Annotated in this window: 14 protein-coding genes; 7 read left to right on the plus strand and 7 right to left on the minus strand. The window is 70.5% G+C overall.

Annotated features, from left to right (window positions below; all coding sequences use genetic code 11):
- Positions 1 to 38: 38 nt before the first annotated feature.
- Positions 39 to 1,196, minus strand: coding sequence for a DUF2267 domain-containing protein (locus tag G9Q41_RS01965; protein ID WP_165631483.1), 1,158 nt, complete (start codon positions 1,194 to 1,196; stop codon positions 39 to 41).
- A gap of 233 nt (positions 1,197 to 1,429) precedes the next feature.
- Between G9Q41_RS01965 and G9Q41_RS01970 the strand changes: the two genes are divergently transcribed.
- Positions 1,430 to 2,002, plus strand: coding sequence for a hemerythrin domain-containing protein (locus tag G9Q41_RS01970; RefSeq protein WP_165631482.1), 573 nt, complete (start codon positions 1,430 to 1,432; stop codon positions 2,000 to 2,002).
- Positions 2,003 to 2,060: 58 nt separating this feature from the next.
- Here the strand turns inward: G9Q41_RS01970 and G9Q41_RS01975 are convergent, their stop codons facing one another.
- Complete coding sequence (locus G9Q41_RS01975) at positions 2,061 to 2,717, minus strand: DUF4383 domain-containing protein (RefSeq protein ID WP_165631481.1); 657 nt, start codon at positions 2,715 to 2,717, stop codon at positions 2,061 to 2,063.
- 123 nt (positions 2,718 to 2,840) lie between these two features.
- Here G9Q41_RS01975 and G9Q41_RS01980 point away from each other — a divergent pair, with 123 nt between their 5' ends.
- The 3 genes from G9Q41_RS01980 to G9Q41_RS01990 all read left to right on the plus strand — a co-directional run bounded on the left by G9Q41_RS01980 (position 2,841) and on the right by G9Q41_RS01990 (position 5,031).
- A complete protein-coding gene (locus G9Q41_RS01980; protein WP_165631480.1) occupies positions 2,841 to 3,230 on the plus strand; it encodes a DUF202 domain-containing protein in 390 nt (129 codons plus the stop codon).
- Between the two features lie 105 nt (positions 3,231 to 3,335).
- The gene (locus G9Q41_RS01985; protein ID WP_165631479.1) at positions 3,336 to 3,668 is read left to right on the plus strand and encodes a DUF202 domain-containing protein; all 333 of its coding nucleotides are present in this window, start codon (positions 3,336 to 3,338) and stop codon (positions 3,666 to 3,668) included.
- Positions 3,669 to 3,738: 70 nt separating this feature from the next.
- Positions 3,739 to 5,031: a site-2 protease family protein gene (locus G9Q41_RS01990; protein WP_347567431.1), complete on the plus strand. Its 1,293-nt coding sequence runs from the start codon at positions 3,739 to 3,741 to the stop codon at positions 5,029 to 5,031.
- A gap of 183 nt (positions 5,032 to 5,214) precedes the next feature.
- On the opposite strand, the gene G9Q41_RS01995 is transcribed toward G9Q41_RS01990, so the two are convergent.
- Positions 5,215 to 5,430, minus strand: a complete 216-nt coding sequence (locus G9Q41_RS01995; RefSeq protein WP_165631478.1) for a hypothetical protein — start codon at positions 5,428 to 5,430, stop codon at positions 5,215 to 5,217.
- A gap of 55 nt (positions 5,431 to 5,485) precedes the next feature.
- Positions 5,486 to 6,826, minus strand: coding sequence for a S8 family serine peptidase (locus tag G9Q41_RS02000; protein WP_207630398.1), 1,341 nt, complete (start codon positions 6,824 to 6,826; stop codon positions 5,486 to 5,488).
- A 462-nt stretch (positions 6,827 to 7,288) separates the two neighbouring features.
- Between G9Q41_RS02000 and G9Q41_RS22545 the strand changes: the two genes are divergently transcribed.
- From G9Q41_RS22545 to G9Q41_RS02015, 3 genes are all read left to right on the plus strand, one after another.
- Positions 7,289 to 7,501, plus strand: coding sequence for an RNA-binding S4 domain-containing protein (locus G9Q41_RS22545; protein WP_092521393.1), 213 nt, complete (start codon positions 7,289 to 7,291; stop codon positions 7,499 to 7,501).
- Positions 7,502 to 7,634: 133 nt separating this feature from the next.
- Positions 7,635 to 8,525: an MBL fold metallo-hydrolase gene (locus G9Q41_RS02010; RefSeq protein WP_165631477.1), complete on the plus strand. Its 891-nt coding sequence runs from the start codon at positions 7,635 to 7,637 to the stop codon at positions 8,523 to 8,525.
- Between the two features lie 814 nt (positions 8,526 to 9,339).
- The gene (locus G9Q41_RS02015; RefSeq protein WP_165631476.1) at positions 9,340 to 10,596 is read left to right on the plus strand and encodes a hypothetical protein; all 1,257 of its coding nucleotides are present in this window, start codon (positions 9,340 to 9,342) and stop codon (positions 10,594 to 10,596) included.
- 184 nt (positions 10,597 to 10,780) lie between these two features.
- Here G9Q41_RS02015 and G9Q41_RS02020 read toward each other — a convergent pair whose 3' ends face one another.
- The 3 genes from G9Q41_RS02020 to G9Q41_RS02030 all read right to left on the minus strand — a co-directional run bounded on the left by G9Q41_RS02020 (position 10,781) and on the right by G9Q41_RS02030 (position 14,770).
- Positions 10,781 to 11,941, minus strand: a complete 1,161-nt coding sequence (locus G9Q41_RS02020) for an alpha-hydroxy-acid oxidizing protein (RefSeq protein ID WP_092522673.1) — start codon at positions 11,939 to 11,941, stop codon at positions 10,781 to 10,783.
- A gap of 197 nt (positions 11,942 to 12,138) precedes the next feature.
- Positions 12,139 to 13,044, minus strand: coding sequence for a glycoside hydrolase family 16 protein (locus G9Q41_RS02025; protein WP_092521387.1), 906 nt, complete (start codon positions 13,042 to 13,044; stop codon positions 12,139 to 12,141).
- 490 nt (positions 13,045 to 13,534) lie between these two features.
- On the minus strand, positions 13,535 to 14,770 hold the full coding sequence (locus G9Q41_RS02030) for an SGNH/GDSL hydrolase family protein (protein ID WP_165631475.1): 1,236 nt from the start codon (positions 14,768 to 14,770) through the stop codon (positions 13,535 to 13,537).
- Positions 14,771 to 14,931: the final 161 nt, after the last annotated feature.

Raw genomic sequence — 14,931 nt, forward strand, 5'->3', positions numbered from 1 at the left:
TCGGGTGCACAACCTCCACACCGGCAGCGAACGGCCGATCAGTCCGCGTCCTCGTGCTCCTGCCCGGTGCGTTCCCTCCTGCGCCTGCGCGCTCGGCGTTCCTGCTCCCGCTTGCTGTAGGTGGCCCGGCGCACCGCGGCCTCGCTCTCCAGGCTGGACCCCAGAGCACCCGCGATGGTGCCCATCGAACTGGCCAACCACACCAGACTCGCGTACTCGGACAGCCCCACCGAGTGCCCGAGCTGGACCTCCATGTAGGAGGCGGAGATGACCGCCACCGCGGCCAGCAACGTCACGGCGAACAGCAGCACGTACATGCACACCACGCCGATCAGCAGGGTCAGCAGGGTGGCGGCGTTGTACATCGCGGCCCGTTTCGCGTCCCCGTGCCGCGCGGGGCGCTCCCACAGGCTGTTGTGCACGATGATCCAGACGGCCATCATCGCCACGGCGAAGCAGGAGATCCCCAACAGCCGCAGCGGGCTCAGCGCATCGGCCATGCCCCAGATCGACGGGTAGAAGATCCCGAACGCGGCCGCGGCGGCCGAAGCGGCGATCGCCCTGGACAAACTGGGCACCAGCCTCCACGGGCGGTTGTCCCGCACCATCCCGAACAACAACCGCAGCCTGCCCCGCGTGCCGGTCAGCGCCAGGTGCAGGTCGATGTTCTCCTGCTCGGAGGGGACCTGCCGCACCGGCGAGGCGAGCTCGGTGGGGCGCCTGCGTATGTGGTGGTGGCTGCGGCTGACCGCACGACTGCCGCTGGACCCCAGCTTCTCCTTGCTGAGCATGCCGAGCACGTGCGCCACGGTGTTGCGCGCGTGGGCGCGCGGGCGCAGCCAGCCGATCGCGGGCAGCGAGGCCAGTCCGACCCCGCGGGCCACGTCGACGTCGGCCACCACGGGCCGACTCCCGTCGCTGCGGGGCAACTCGGTGATGCAGACCATCAGATCCCACTGCTCCTCGGGCAGCTTCTCCGCCGCCTCGTCCAGGGGAATGCGCCCCTTCTCGTCCAGCGGAATCTGCTCGGAGCGGACGCGCGCCCGCCAGACGACCTCGCTGTTGACCCGGTCCGCCAGCACCTCGGGCAACTCCGTGCTCAACTTGCGAGCGATGTCGGTCGGCCTGCCCGGATCGGACAGCAACCCCACCGTGACAGTCGGTACGGCCCCCGCACCCTCCGAGTCCGTGCTCAACGAGTCGCCCCTTCCCGGAATCCGGCGCCCGTGTTCCCACGCGAGTTCCCCCGAAAAACTTCCACGACTCCCCCGGAGCCAAACCCCCGGGCGGGGCCGCACGTACCCGGGAGGTTTCACCCCGGGTCCCCCCGGAAACCCCCGAGGGAGTGCGTCCCCGGAACGAACCGGGCACCACCCGGGCGCAGCCCGAACATTCGAACACGTGCGCATCGACGCCGCAGGGGAGCACCATGCTGCGGGAACTGGTCACCAACGAGGGCGATCTGATCGACATCGTGGACAACGATCACCGCACTCTGGAACGGGCTTTCGCGGAGTACGAGAACGACTCCGGCGACTCGTGGGACCGGCGTGGACTGGTCGAATACATCACCGCCGAGATGATCCGCCACATGGTGGCCGAGGAGGAATACCTCTACCCGGCGGTGCAGGAGAAGCTGCCCGAGCTCCAGGCCGCCGCGGAACGGGAGCTGTCCGAGCACGCGCGGTTCGAGCGGGAGCTGAAAGCCCTGGAGATGACTCCTTCCGACCAGGAGGAGTTCGACCGGCGCGCCCGCGCGCTGTTCCAAGACTTCCGCCAGCACACGCGCGGCGAGGAGCGGGAACTGCTCCCACGCCTGCACTCCGCCTGCAGCGCCCGCCAGCTGCTGGCCCTGGGCAGCAAGATCACGATGGTGCGCTCCGTGGCCCCGACGCGGCCGCACCCGGCGGCCCCGGACCACTCCCCGGCCAACATGCTCTTGAACCCCGGGATGGGGCTCGTCGACCGGGTGCGGGACGCGCTGTTCGACAAACAGCGCTGACCGGACGGCCCTCGGCCGGGCAGTTGGTCCCGGCCGGACTGCCGGCGCGAGACTCCGCTCAACCCCCGTCCGAGGAGCCACGACGCGCGGCCTGGCGCCAGGCCCTGGCACGCTCCGAGGCCCTCCGCCGCGCGTGATCCCGCCGCACGGACAGGACCTGCTCGGCGGTCGCCTTGCCCTCGCCCATGGCGACTTCGGCCTCCAGCAGGCGCCGCTCCTGCTCGTCGGGTTCCTCCGCGCGCAGTTGCTCCTCCGGATCCGGACGGCGGGAACGCATCGGATGCGCGCGCCGGTAGGGGTTGTCGGGCGGCAGCCCTCCCGAGACCCGGCCGTAGAAACCGAGCACCAGCAGGAAGATCCCCACGACCAGGCTGAAGAACACGTTCGGCAAGCGGAACGCCAGGACGTTGAACGTCGTGTGCAGAATCGCCAGGTGCACGATCCCCGACAGCAGGAACAGCACCGCGAACACGACGCTCGTCGTGGACGAGACCCTCGGCCCCCACAGGGCCGCCCCCACCAGGAGCGCACCGGCCACCACGGAGATGATGGCCAACGCACCGTTGCTGGACAGCCCGTAGACCCACTGCCCCTCCGTCCTGAACCAGGACAGCCCCCGGACCAGTCCCGTGATCGCGAACACGAGCAGGGCGAGTCCGATAACGGCCGCGCCCGAGCGATGTATCAAGTGCACCGTGCGGGGACCCAGCGCCATGGTCGGACCTCCGAGAACCCGAGAGTTCGTTCCACCACGGACTGCCCACCACCCCGGGCGCCCGAAACCCCTCCGCCGAGTTCCGCGCAATCAGCCAGTGCACTCCCCCGTTAGGATGGCGTCATGTCCGCGCCACCCCACGAAACCCGCCGACCGCACCGGGTCTACCAAGAAGGTACCGACCCCGACCCCCGCTTCACCCTGGCCAACGAGCGGACCTTCCTGGCGTGGCTGCGCACCGCGATGGCGCTGATGGCCGCGGGAGTGGGCATCGAAGCGGTCAACACCACCACGGCCATGCTGCACGCCCCGCTGGTCACCGGGCTCGCCGTGCTGCTGCTGCTCGGCGGCGTGCTCATCAGCGCGGTCTCGTTCACCCGCTGGGCCACCACGGAGAAGGCGCTGCGCACCGGCAGACCGCTTCCTCCCCCGCGGATGGGGGCTTTTCTCGGTTACGGGCTCGCGGCCATCGGGGTGGCCGTGGCGGTGCTGCTGGTGCTGCTGGCCTTCTGACCCCGTTCCCGCGCCACAGCGAGTCCACCGAGCCGCCCACGCCCGCGGAAGCCCCGCGAGGTGCTCCGCCCCGGACGGAACCGCAAGCGAACGGAGCTGATCGAGATGGGCCACCCCGGGCAACCTCCCGAACCCCCACCCGGGTTGCAGACCGAGCGCACCACGCTGGCCTGGCTGCGCACCGCCCTGACTTTCCTCGTCGGCGCGTTGGTGCTGCTCAAACTCGTCGCGCACACCCGCCCACGACTCGCGGTCGGGGCGGCCTGCGTGCTGCTGCCGGTGGCGGGACTGGTCAGCGCCCTGGCCGTGCACCGGCACCACGCCGAGAACCAGGACCACGAACCGCGCCCGCTGCGCGACGGGACGCTCCCGGCCGGGATCACGCTGCTGGCGACCCTGGTGGCCGGGCTGGGCACGCTCTACGTGCTGACCGGTTGAACAACACCGACCACCCGAACCGCCACCGCCCCGGAACCGCACCTGGTGCTTGCCCGCGGGAGGAAACGCTGTGACGCTGGTCGTGGAAGGCTCGAACGGAGCAGACCGGACCTTCCGCGACGAGACCTCCGAGCAGGTTGGCGGATCGGCGATGACAGGCACGCTTCCCCTGGGCCGTGTGGCGGGGATTCGCCTCGGGCTGCACTGGAGCGTGGCCGGCATCGTCGGGCTGATCGTGTTCGTGCTCGGCTCCTACTGGCTGCCGAACGTCTTCCCCGGCCACTCCGCCTTCTTCTACTGGCTGTCCGGGGCCGTGGCCGCGCTGCTGCTGATCACCTCGGTGCTGGTGCACGAGCTGGCTCACGCGCTCGTGGCCGTCCGCCGCGGTGTGCCGGTCGACGGGATCACCCTGTGGCTGCTGGGCGGGGTCTCCCGGCTGCGCGGTGAGGCCCCCAACCCGCGGGTCGACCTGCTCATAGCCGTGGTCGGACCGCTGGCCAGCGGGCTGCTCGCCGGGGTGTTCGCCGGGCTCGCCTGGGCTCTGGCCGCGCTGCAGGCGGGACAGCTGAGCGTGGCCGTGGCGAGCTACCTGAGCGCGCTGAACCTGGTCGTGGCCGTGTTCAACCTGCTGCCGGCCGCCCCGCTGGACGGGGGACGGATCCTGCGCGCCGCGATCTGGTCCCGCACCGGGGACCGCTTCAAAGCCGCCGTGTGGGCCACGCGCACCGGGACCGCGCTGGGAGCGCTGCTCATCGCCTACGGCTTCTACAACCTGGCCACCCGGGGTTACGAGGGGGTCTGGGCCGTGCTGATCGGGCTGTTCGTCATCCAGTCCGCCGGCGCGGAGAACAAGCAGGCCCAGGTGAGCGCCGCGCTCGAAGGGGTGCGGATCGCCGACGTCATCGGAGTCGCTCTGGCACCGATCGCGGCGGAGTCTCCGGTGCGCACCGCGCTGACCGTCTCCGGGATGCACGGCAACTCCGCCCTGGCCGTCACGGACGCGGACGGACGTGCGGAAGGGGTGGTCACCCCCGAACAGCTACGTGCGGTCCCGATTCCGGACCAGGAGCGCACGACGGTACGTCAACTCGCCCGGCCCGTTTCCGAGTTCGAGTCCGCCACCGCGGACGAACCCCTGACGGGCGTACTCCTGCGGCTCCGGTCGCCCGGCAGCAGTTCGATCCTCGTCCTCGACGACGAACGCCCCGTGGGGATGGTGCTCGGCACGGAGCTCAACAGGATCGTCACCGACAGAATGGCGAGACCGCACACGCGGAGCGGCGCGCCCGGAGAAACGGGCGCCCCTCCCGGGGCGGAACCTCCCGCTGACTGGTGGTACCCGGGGCAGGGACCTCGCCGCTGACCCCGGCCCCGGCCGGAGGCGATCCGGTTGCACCGGTGCCCGGCCCCCGCGGTGAGCGGCTTTCCGCAGAACCGCGCCGAAGGCCCTTCCGAGTCCGCTTCGCCCCGCTTCCGCGACGGCGCCGAAGCACACCACGTGCAGCAGCAACCGGACCGCAGGCCGCGGGGAGCTCCGCCGCGAGCACTACGGAATTCCGAAGCTCCCCTCGGCCTCCACCGCGACCACCCCGGGCAGGCCGCGCACCTGCTCGGCGTCGGCCTCCGACAACGACCCGAGGACCACGCCGAGCTGGTCGAGCACCTGCTCCACGCGCATCCCTGACCGCCGCAGCTCCTCCGCGGCGGTCTCGGGATCGTTCAGCCACTCCTCACCGAGGGTGACCACCACTCTCTCGGACATCCCACCGCCTCCTGGGAAACCGTGGCCCGGTGCGGGAAGGCCCGCACGTCCACCGTCACAACGGGGCCTTGACCAGACCGGCCCCCACATCGGCCGCGGGCAGTTCCAGACGCTGCGCCGCACGCACCAGTGTCGACCACAGCGCCTCCCCGCGCGCGCCGCTGCGCTCGGCCCACAGCGCGGCGATGCCCGACACGTGCGGGGTGGCCATGCTCGTGCCCGAGATCGTGTTGTACCGCTGCTCCATGAGCCAGCTCGAGTAGACGTCCACGCCCGGTGCGGCGATGTCGACCTGTCCGCCCTCCACGGAACTGCTGCGCGCCGAGAAGTCGGCGATGCCGAGCTGGGAGTCCAGCGCGGCGACCGCCATGATCGAGGGGCTGTTGGCGGGCACGCCGACGAAACCGGGATCCCCCGCACTGCGCTTCGCGTTGTTGCCCGCCGCGGCGATGATCAGCGACCCGCGGTTCAACGCGCGCTGCCCGACGGTCTCGTAGCGCTTCGAGACCTGGCGGCTGTTGGCACCCAGCGACATGGAGATCACGCGGCAGTCGTTCTTGACGGCCCAGTTGATCGCGGCGAGGATCTCGGTGTCCGAACCCGACCCCTGGTCCCCGAGGACTTTGCCCACCAGGATCTCGGCCTCCGCCGCGATGCCGTACCGACGGCTGCCCGGCGGGTCCGGCGGGTTCTGCGGCCCGCAGGACGTGCCCACGCAGTGCGTGCCGTGACCATTGCCGTCCCGGGCGGACTGACCGGACACGAACGAGCGGGTGCTCAGCTCACGTCCCTCGAAGTCCGGGTGCTCGGTCTCGAACCCGGTGTCCAGCACGGCCACGCTGATCCCCGCGCCGGTCAGCGGCGAGTTCGTCGTCTCCGTGGCCTGCAGTCCCCAGGTGGCCCGGGCCGTGTCGGCGAACTGCGCGGCGGGGCCGGCCGCCGACCAGCTGGGAGCGGCGGAGAGCCGCTCGGCGGTCCCACCGTCCACTTCGGAGGCGCGCCCGGAGTCGCCCAGCGCGTACATGACCTGCTCGGGCTCCACGGACACGATCCGGGAATCCTGCGCGGCCGCCTCGGCGATCGCCTCGGCCCTGTCCGGATCAGCGTGGAACACGCCCAGCCCCAGGTCGCCGAACATCGTCGCGTCGGCACTCGCCGCCTGGTCGACGTCCAGGGCGCCGAACTCGAAGTCGCTCGTGCTGGCGACGTTGCTCGCCCCGCTCAACGAGCGCAGTGTTTCGATCCCGTCGGCCTCCCGGGCGAAGACGTCGTCACTGAGCACCACGACGTAGCGCCCGGTGAAACCCTCCGAGCCCTCCGCGGCAGCACCGTGGGCGTGTTTCGCGTCGCCGTTTCCCGCGGACGGGGTTCCCGGGGACGGATTGGAGTCGGCCATGGTGGCACCTCTCCTTCGAAAACGATCAGCTTGGGGGGAAGTTCGGAGCAACGGCCGCCTCCGAGTCGGGCACGCGTGCCACGCGGGACGGCGACGCGTCGGTTCCGTCGGAAAGTCATTTCCCGAAATGACGCACGGTCGAGCCGAACTGATCCACACTCGTGACCGTATCGTGACCCGAAGTTTATGAGCCACCTTCTGCGAGATTTTCGAACAATCTCATTCCGACGGGTGAGCAGCACATTGCCGGGAAGTTATCGACAGTGAACACCCCGAACGGAAACCACGAAACCGGGCGACCCGTTTCCTCGAAAGAAGGAACGATCAAAAATGAAAAGCTCTCAACCGCTGTTCGGGGACCCGTCACGCCCCTCGGCCCGCCCCTCGGGCGGGCAGCTCCAGCTCGCCCACCGGTGGCACACCCGCGAACCGCCCGGGCACCCCACGGGGAGAATGGTGCTCATGGAGGACGTGGAGATCCGGGACGAGACCATCCGGCTCGGTCAACTGCTCAAGCTGGCGGGCGTGGTCGAGCACGGCGCCGAGGCCAAGAGCCTCGTCCAGGCGGGCGAGGTGCGGGTCAACCAGGAGGTCGAGACCCGCAGGGGGCGCCAGCTCGTTCCCGGCGACGAGGTATCGGTGGGCGGACAGACGCTGCGGGTCAGCACCGGCTGACCGGTCTCGACCGCCCCGCGCCCGGCGCGGGGCGGTCGCCGCGGGAGATCGCGCACCACCCCGTGCGAGTGCCCCGCGCCGGGATTCGCCGCCCGAGCCCCGAGCAAGCCGTCCCACGAGGAGCCCCGCAACGATGTCGTCCGTCGAGATCCGATCGCTCGGCCCGCGCACCACCGCCTACCTGCAACCACCCGGCGGGTGGTTTCTCAACAACGCGGGCTGGATCGGTGGCACCGAACGGCTGGTGCTGGTGGACACCTGCGCCACCGCACAGCGCAGCCGTCACCTGATCGAGCAAGCACGCAGCACCGACCGGGACCTCCCGCTCAGCGCGGTGCTCACGCACGCCCACGGGGACCACGCCAACGGGGCCGGACACGTGGAGCGGGCCGGTGGAACCGTGCACGCCACCCCCACCGCGGCCGAGGAGGTCCGCGGGGGACCGCACACCCACCCCGAGATCTTCGGACAGGTCCCCTGGGGAGAGATCTCCCCGCCCGAGCGGATCACTCCCGTTCCGGAGCCTGCCGAAGTGGACCTGGGCCGGACCCGCATCGAGCTGCACCCCGTGCCCAACCGGGCGCACACCGGTGGGGACCTGGTCGTCCACCACCCGGCCGAGGGCGTGCTGTTCACCGGCGACCTGCTGTTCTCCGGAGTCACTCCGCTGGCGTTGCACGGCAGCATAGCCGGCTGGCTCGACGCGCTCGACTGGGTGAAAAGCTTCGGGGCGAGCACGTTCGTCCCCGGGCACGGCCCGATCACCACCGCGACCGAGGCCGTGCTCGACCGGCAGGTCGCGTACCTGCGCTGGCTGCTCGACGTCACCGCGATCGCCGAGCCCGAGTACGACACGCTGCAGCAGCGTGCCCGGCAGCACTGGCCCGAGTGGCACGACGCGGAGCGCCACGCGGTCAACCTGCGCCGCGCGCACGCCGAGAACCACGGTCACGAGTTCGATCTCGCGGAGGCGGCACTGGCCATGCTGAGCGCGGCCGGTGGACGCATCCAGCTCGACCTCTGATCCGGGTTCGCACCTCCCGCCGCTTCCCGACGCTCGTCGCGTCCCCGTCCGGCGGCCTCGTCGCGCCGAGAGCGCACGAGCCACCGCCGGGCGAACCGCGCCTGACGATGCCCGTCGCGAGCGTGCCGCCTGCCGGCGCGGTGCTTCCGACGCCGGCCGCGCGCAAGCCCGCGGCCCCTCCGCTCAGGAGACCGTGTCGAGGAACGTCTTCAACGACTCGGCCGCCTGACGCAACATCGTCAGACCCTGCTGTGCGGCCGCCGCGGCCTCCTGCGGCGAGTCGGCGACCCACCACACCAGCAACGCGACGGCGACCAGTAAAAGAAGCCCCTTCAGAAGCTCCCCCTTCCCCCGGTTCCCCTGGCGCGAGCCAGTGTCCCCGAGCTCGGCCCGCTTCGCCCGGTCGAACAGCCCGCCACTCCGGAAGCGGCACGCCCACGCGCCCCCAGTGTTTTCGAATCGTTACCGAACGACCGCCAGCAAACCGCCAGCCGCTTCCCCACTCCCCGAACTCCGCACGAGCGGCCGCCGCGGCCACCCGCAGTCCGAGCGCACCGATCCCCTCACCCGCCGAGGAGCACCTCCGGCCACACCGAGAATCTTCTTCGGAGGAAATTTCACAAAAAGCACTCCACGAAAACGAGAATCCACCGAAAAGAGCAGTCGACCACGTCTCCACCCGGAGCGAATCGCACGCCGGAGCGAAAACGACTTCTCCTTTTCGTCGCGCTGTTGACGCGTTGTCCCGTTCTGCAACAGGATCCCCGCGGAATCCGCGAGAGAAGAGGCGGAGATCGACGCGGAAAGGTGATCCATGCGATTCGGCGCGCGGAACGATTCCGAAAGACCCGATGAGGGCTCCCTCGCCCGGAGGAATTTCCTGAAGCTCGGCACGGCGGGTGCGGCCGGGCTCGCACTGGCCGGGATGTCGACCGGTGCGGCCGCGGGCCGCTCAGCTCCCGCCCCGCTCCGGCGGCAAGGCGCCGCTCCGCTCGCGGTGAGCACGCTGCCCGACCCGGCACCGGTGGACCTGGATCAGGGCGGCGGAAAAACCTACCACTCCAGCCCGGGCGATGAGCCCTCGTTCCACGTCAACGACTTCGACGGCTTGAAGAACGCGTTGGAGCAGGCCGGCGACGGCGACATCATCCGGGTCGGCGACGACGCGCAGATCGACCTGACCGGCCAGGAGAACACCCTGTCCATCGCCTCCGGGGTGATCCTTTCCGGCGGACGCGGCAACAACGGCAGCCTGGGCGGGTTGCTGTACACCACCCGGGACAACAACCCGGTCGCCGACACTCCCCTGCCCATGTTCAAGACCCGCGGTGACCGGGTGCGGTTCACCGGACTGCGCATCCAGGGCCCCAGACTCGCGAACTACTGGGACCCCGAGGGCAACCAGGGAGACCCCTCCGACCACCAGGAATACCAGAACTACCTGATCGGTGGAATCCACTTCCTCGGCAACGACTGCCGAGTGGACAACTGCCAGCTGTACGGCTTCACCCACGCCGCCATCTCCGTCGGCGCCAAGGGCTATCCCGTCTCCGCGCGCGTGGACCACTCCAGCATCCACAACAACCCCATGGAGCACTTCGGTTACGGGGTGAACCTCTACAACGGGGAATCGGTGATCGAGTGGAACTACTTCGACTACAACAGGCACTCGATCGCCGGATTCGGCTACGCGGAGAACGGCTACACGGCCCGCTACAACCTCGTCGGGGAGCACCCGATCAGCCACGCCTTCGACATGCACGGGGTGAACCAGAACAACGGTTCCGGCGAGGTCGCGGGTGGAACCATCAACATCCACCACAACACCTTCCGCTTCACCCACGACGTCCACCCCGACAACCGGGCCCAGGAGGCCATCGCGATCCGCGGCGTGCCCGCCGACCGGTGCGACATCGACAACAACTGGTTCTACCACGACTCCAAGCCCGCCGAGGTCAACAAGCAGGGCAACGCCTACCGGCAGGAGAACGAGAAGTGGATGCACGTGTGGGCCTCGGGCAACCACTTCGGAACCGGTGAGCCCGGCTCGGACGTCGGACACCCGCGCTGAACGGCCACTCGGCAGCGAGGGGAGACCACCACGCGGCCGTCGAAACGCTCGGGCGAACCCGCCCGCGTTCCGTCACCGTGATCCTGCCCGGCCGCGGTGCCGGACGGTCGGTCCACAGTGCCTGCCCCGCCCCCGGGCGGGCACTGTGGACCCGAGCGCGGGGCGGGCGAGTCCGGTCGAGCGCTCAGAGCTGCCGCAGATCCGCCCGCCGCAGCGCGGCGAGATCCGGGTAACCGTCCACGGCCATGAGCAGGTCGGCCTCGGCCAGCAGGGAACGCAGCTGGTGCACCACGGCGTGCTCACCACCCGCGGCCAGGGCGTAGGCGTAGGGCCTGCCGATACCGACGGCGGTGGCCCCGAGGGCCAGCGCCTTGACCGCGTCCGTTCCACTGCGGATGCCGGAGTCGAACAGCACGGGCAGCTCCCCGGCCGCGTCGACGACCTCGGGCAGCATCCGCAGCGCGGGGACCCCACCGTTGGCCTGCCGCCCGCCGTGATTGGAGCAGTGGATCCCGTCGACACCGTGGTCCTTCGCGCGACGCACGTCGTCGGGGTGCTGGATGCCCTTGAGCAGGATCGGCAGGTCGGTGGCTTCGCGTATCCACTCGAGGTCCTGCCAGCCCAGGGACTTGCCGAAGACGTTGACCCACTCGCCGACCACGGCCGAGGGGTTCTCGGCGGGGTCGGCGGGCAACCGGCGGAGGAAGGCCGCGTCGCTGGTGTAGTTGGCCAGGCAGTAGCCGCGCAGCTGCGGGAAGTTGGCCGTGTTCAGGTCCCGCGGGCGCCAGCCGGTCACCCAGGTGTCGACGGTGACGATCAACGCGCGGTACCCCGCGTTCTCGGCGCGGCGGATCAGGCTCAGCGCCAGATCGCGGTCCTGCGGGGTGTAGAGCTGGAAGAAGCCCGGCGTGTCACCGAGCTCGGCGGCGACGTCCTCCAGCGGGTCCTGCGTGAGGGTGGAGACGGTCATCGGCACGCCGGTGCGGGCGCAGGCGCGGGCCGTGGCCAGGTCACCGTGGAAGTCCTGGGCGCAGAGGCCGAGCACCCCGATCGGCGCGAGGAACAGCGGGTGCGGCAGGTTCAGGCCGAACAGCTCGACCGACAGGTCGCGCTCGTGAGCGCCGTTGAGCATGCGCGGAACCAGTCCCCAGCGCTGGAACTCGGTGACGTTGACGCGCTGGGTGTGCTCGTCGCCGGCACCGCCCGCGACGTAGGAGTGGATCCACGAGGGCAGGACCTCGGCGGCCTTGCGCTCGAGGGAGGCGAAGTCCACCGGCTGGGCCGGTAAGTGCCCGGCGAGCCCGCCCGCGTAGATCTCGGTCTGGTAGTCGCCGTAGCGCGTCATGCTCGTCCCTTCCGTTCCGAACACCCGGAGCACGCGAGAGCCCGTGATCTCTCCCGCCCGGCAGCCTAGTCGGCGATGGGGTGCGCCGTCAGTGCCGCGGCGGCACCGATTCCCGCACGGATCCGCCCGGCGGGAACGTCCCCACCGGGCGGATCGGTGCGCGCTCGCTCAACCGAACGCGGTGTTGCGGTGCGGCATCACTGCCGGACGCGCACCCAGTCGATCAGGTAGCGGGCCGAGTCCGCGGCCACCTTGTCCACAGTGGACTGAGGCAGTCCCGGGTAGGGCTCGGTGACCCCGTTGACGCCCTGCGGATAGCTCCCGCCGAGGGCGAAGTTGAGGATCATGAACTGCGGATCGTCGTAGACCCAGGTCCAGCCGTTGTTCTGGATCTCCTGCTTGGTGATCCGGTAGATCCGCTGGTCGTCGACGTAGAAGCTGATCCCCTCGGGGGTCCAGTCGGCGCGGTAGACGTGCCAGCCGCCCGGATCCGTGCCCTCGAAGTGCTGGTCGGCGGTGACCGGCGTGTCCCCATGGTACTCCGGCCCGTGCAGGGCGCTGCTGGTCCACGGTTCACCGACGTGCTCCATCACGTCGACCTCACCGTTGTTCGGCCACGGCTCCCCCTCGTCGATCTTCGCGCCGAGCGACCACCAGGCCGGCCACAGCCCGGAGGCGTTGCCACCCGCGGGCAGTTTCACGCGCGCCGCGTAGCTGCCGTAGGTGAACTCGAACTTGTCCTGGGTGTTGACCCGGCCGGACACGAAGTCGTAGGTCCTGCCGTCGGGCGCCTGGTAGCCCGGCCGGTAGCGCGGGTGCAGCGCCAGGGCGCCGTTGTTGGCGCCCGCCGCAGCCTGGTCGATGTAGATCGTCTCCGGCGAGTCCACATAGGCCTGCTGCTCGTTGTTGACCGTACCGAAGTTCTGCCCGGTCACCTCGACGTTCCACTTCGACCGGTCCAGCGAGCTTCCGGAGAAGTCGTCGAAGAAGACCTGGGTGTCCGCCGCGGTGTCCTGCTGTGGAGCGGCCACCGCGGACGAGGACATCAACGCGGCCAGGGCCAGCGCAGCCGCGGTGGCCGCCGCCTTCGATCGCACGGGCATGGTCTTTCCTCTCCTGGGGTCCAACGGACATCCCCCCGGTGAATCGATACTGTGCTCCGCGACCGGTTGACCGATCAAGAGGGGAATCGATTCAGTCCGCGGTTTTCACGCCGCACGGCCCAGTCGACACGTCCCCGCGGAGCAGCCCGGTGCGCGAGTCCCCGCGATGTGACTCGCCGGGAAAACGATCACCGCGTCCGGTTGACGGCCTGCGGGCGCGATCACGATGCCCCGAATGCAAGACGAGGGTTGTGGAGCGCTGTCGGGATCGTGCTCGGCGCGGCAGCGCCGGCCGGCTCACCGCTCTCCGCGGCGAGTGGTTCCGCACTGCCCGGGCCGGTGGGCCCCGCCCGCGACAGCGAGCTCTGCCCGACAACCGTGGTTGCTCCCGACCGATACGACGCCGGTGCGCACGGAAAGGGCCCACGCGCTCCTTCCGTGCGCACCGGCGCGTCCGGTGCGGTCACCGCCCGGCCTGCGCGCGGTTGCTTCAGTGCCGCCGGTGCAGCGCGGACAGGTCCACCGCCTCGGCCATGGCCCTGGCTCCCGCGTCGTTGGGGTGCAGGCCGTCACCGCTGTCGTACTCGGGGCGCAGCCGCAGCGGGTGCTCGGGATCGGCGGTGGCTGCGGCGAAGTCCACCACACCGTCGAAGAGCTCGGTGCTGCGGATCCAGGTGTTGACCCGCTGCCGGGTGCTCTCCCGCTCGGGCGTCCACACCACCGAGCCCTTGAACTGGGTGAGCGTGCCGCCGAGCACCCGCATCCCCGCGCGGTGGGCTCGCCGCACCAGCTGCTCGTAGCCCTCGATGAGCTGGTCGGCCGTGGCGTCGTCGGAGATGTCGTTGATCCCCTCCAGCAGGATCATCGTCTCCGCCGCGCTCTGTCCGAACGCGTCCCGCTCGAGCCGGTCGAGCCCGGCGATGCCGGAGTAGGGCTTGCCGGGGCGTTCGGCCAGCAGCCGGTTGCCGCTGATCCCAGCGTTGACCACCGACAGCTCCGCGCTTCCCTCGGCGGAGCGCAGCCTCCGGGAGAGGTGGTCGGGCCAGCGGTGGTTCGCGTCGACGGTGGTGTCGACCCCGTCGGTGATGGAGTCGCCGAAGGCGACCACCGATCCAGTCGACCGCGGTTGCGCAGCGACGTCGACCCCGCTGACGCCCATCCAGCAGGTGGTGGTGCCGTAGCCCTCGCCCGAGGGCCTGTGGCTGCGGTTGCCCTGGGCGACGTAGTTGGTCTGCGCGGTGAACGGGTGCTGGGTCAACGGACCGGTCGATCCGGGGTAGAAGACGCTGACCAGCAGCGTGGACAACGCCTCGACGTCGAGGTCGACCGGGTCGCTGAACACCTCCTCGCCCGCGGGGATGGTGACGTGCTCGCGCCCGTCGAAGGTCAGCGCACGCATCGTCTCCCCGACCGCCTGGGCCTGCGAGTCCTGCACGGCCACCGTGGACCGGCCCACCCGCAGAGGTTCCGCACCGAAGGCGTTGGTCAGGCGGATCCGCACCTCGGGACCGCCCGAGCTGAGGAAGACGACGTTGCGCACGGTCTGTCCCCGCAGTCCCTGCCCCGCCGGGCAGTCGAATCCGGGGACCTCGCTGCCGCGCACCGGGCTGGCCGCCCAGCTCGCCGTCCAGGCCGGATTGTGCCCGTGGTGGTGCTCCTGATCCGCTGCCGCCGCGCCGGGAAACAGCGGCAGCGCGAGAGCCAGCGCCGCGCCCAGGCCGAACACCGCGCGAAGTGGACGGGAGAACCGGGACGTGCCCCGCGATCGCCGCCACGACGGGAAGGCTCCCGCGAGGTCCGCCTCCGATCGTTCGATGCGCCCGCCCACCCGGAGGACCGACAACCGGTGCCCTCTGGTGCTTCGTGGATTCCGCGCTCGCGCCATGG

Source organism: Actinopolyspora sp. BKK2 (genome assembly GCF_011291845.1).
GTDB classification, from domain to species: domain Bacteria; phylum Actinomycetota; class Actinomycetes; order Mycobacteriales; family Pseudonocardiaceae; genus Actinopolyspora; species Actinopolyspora saharensis.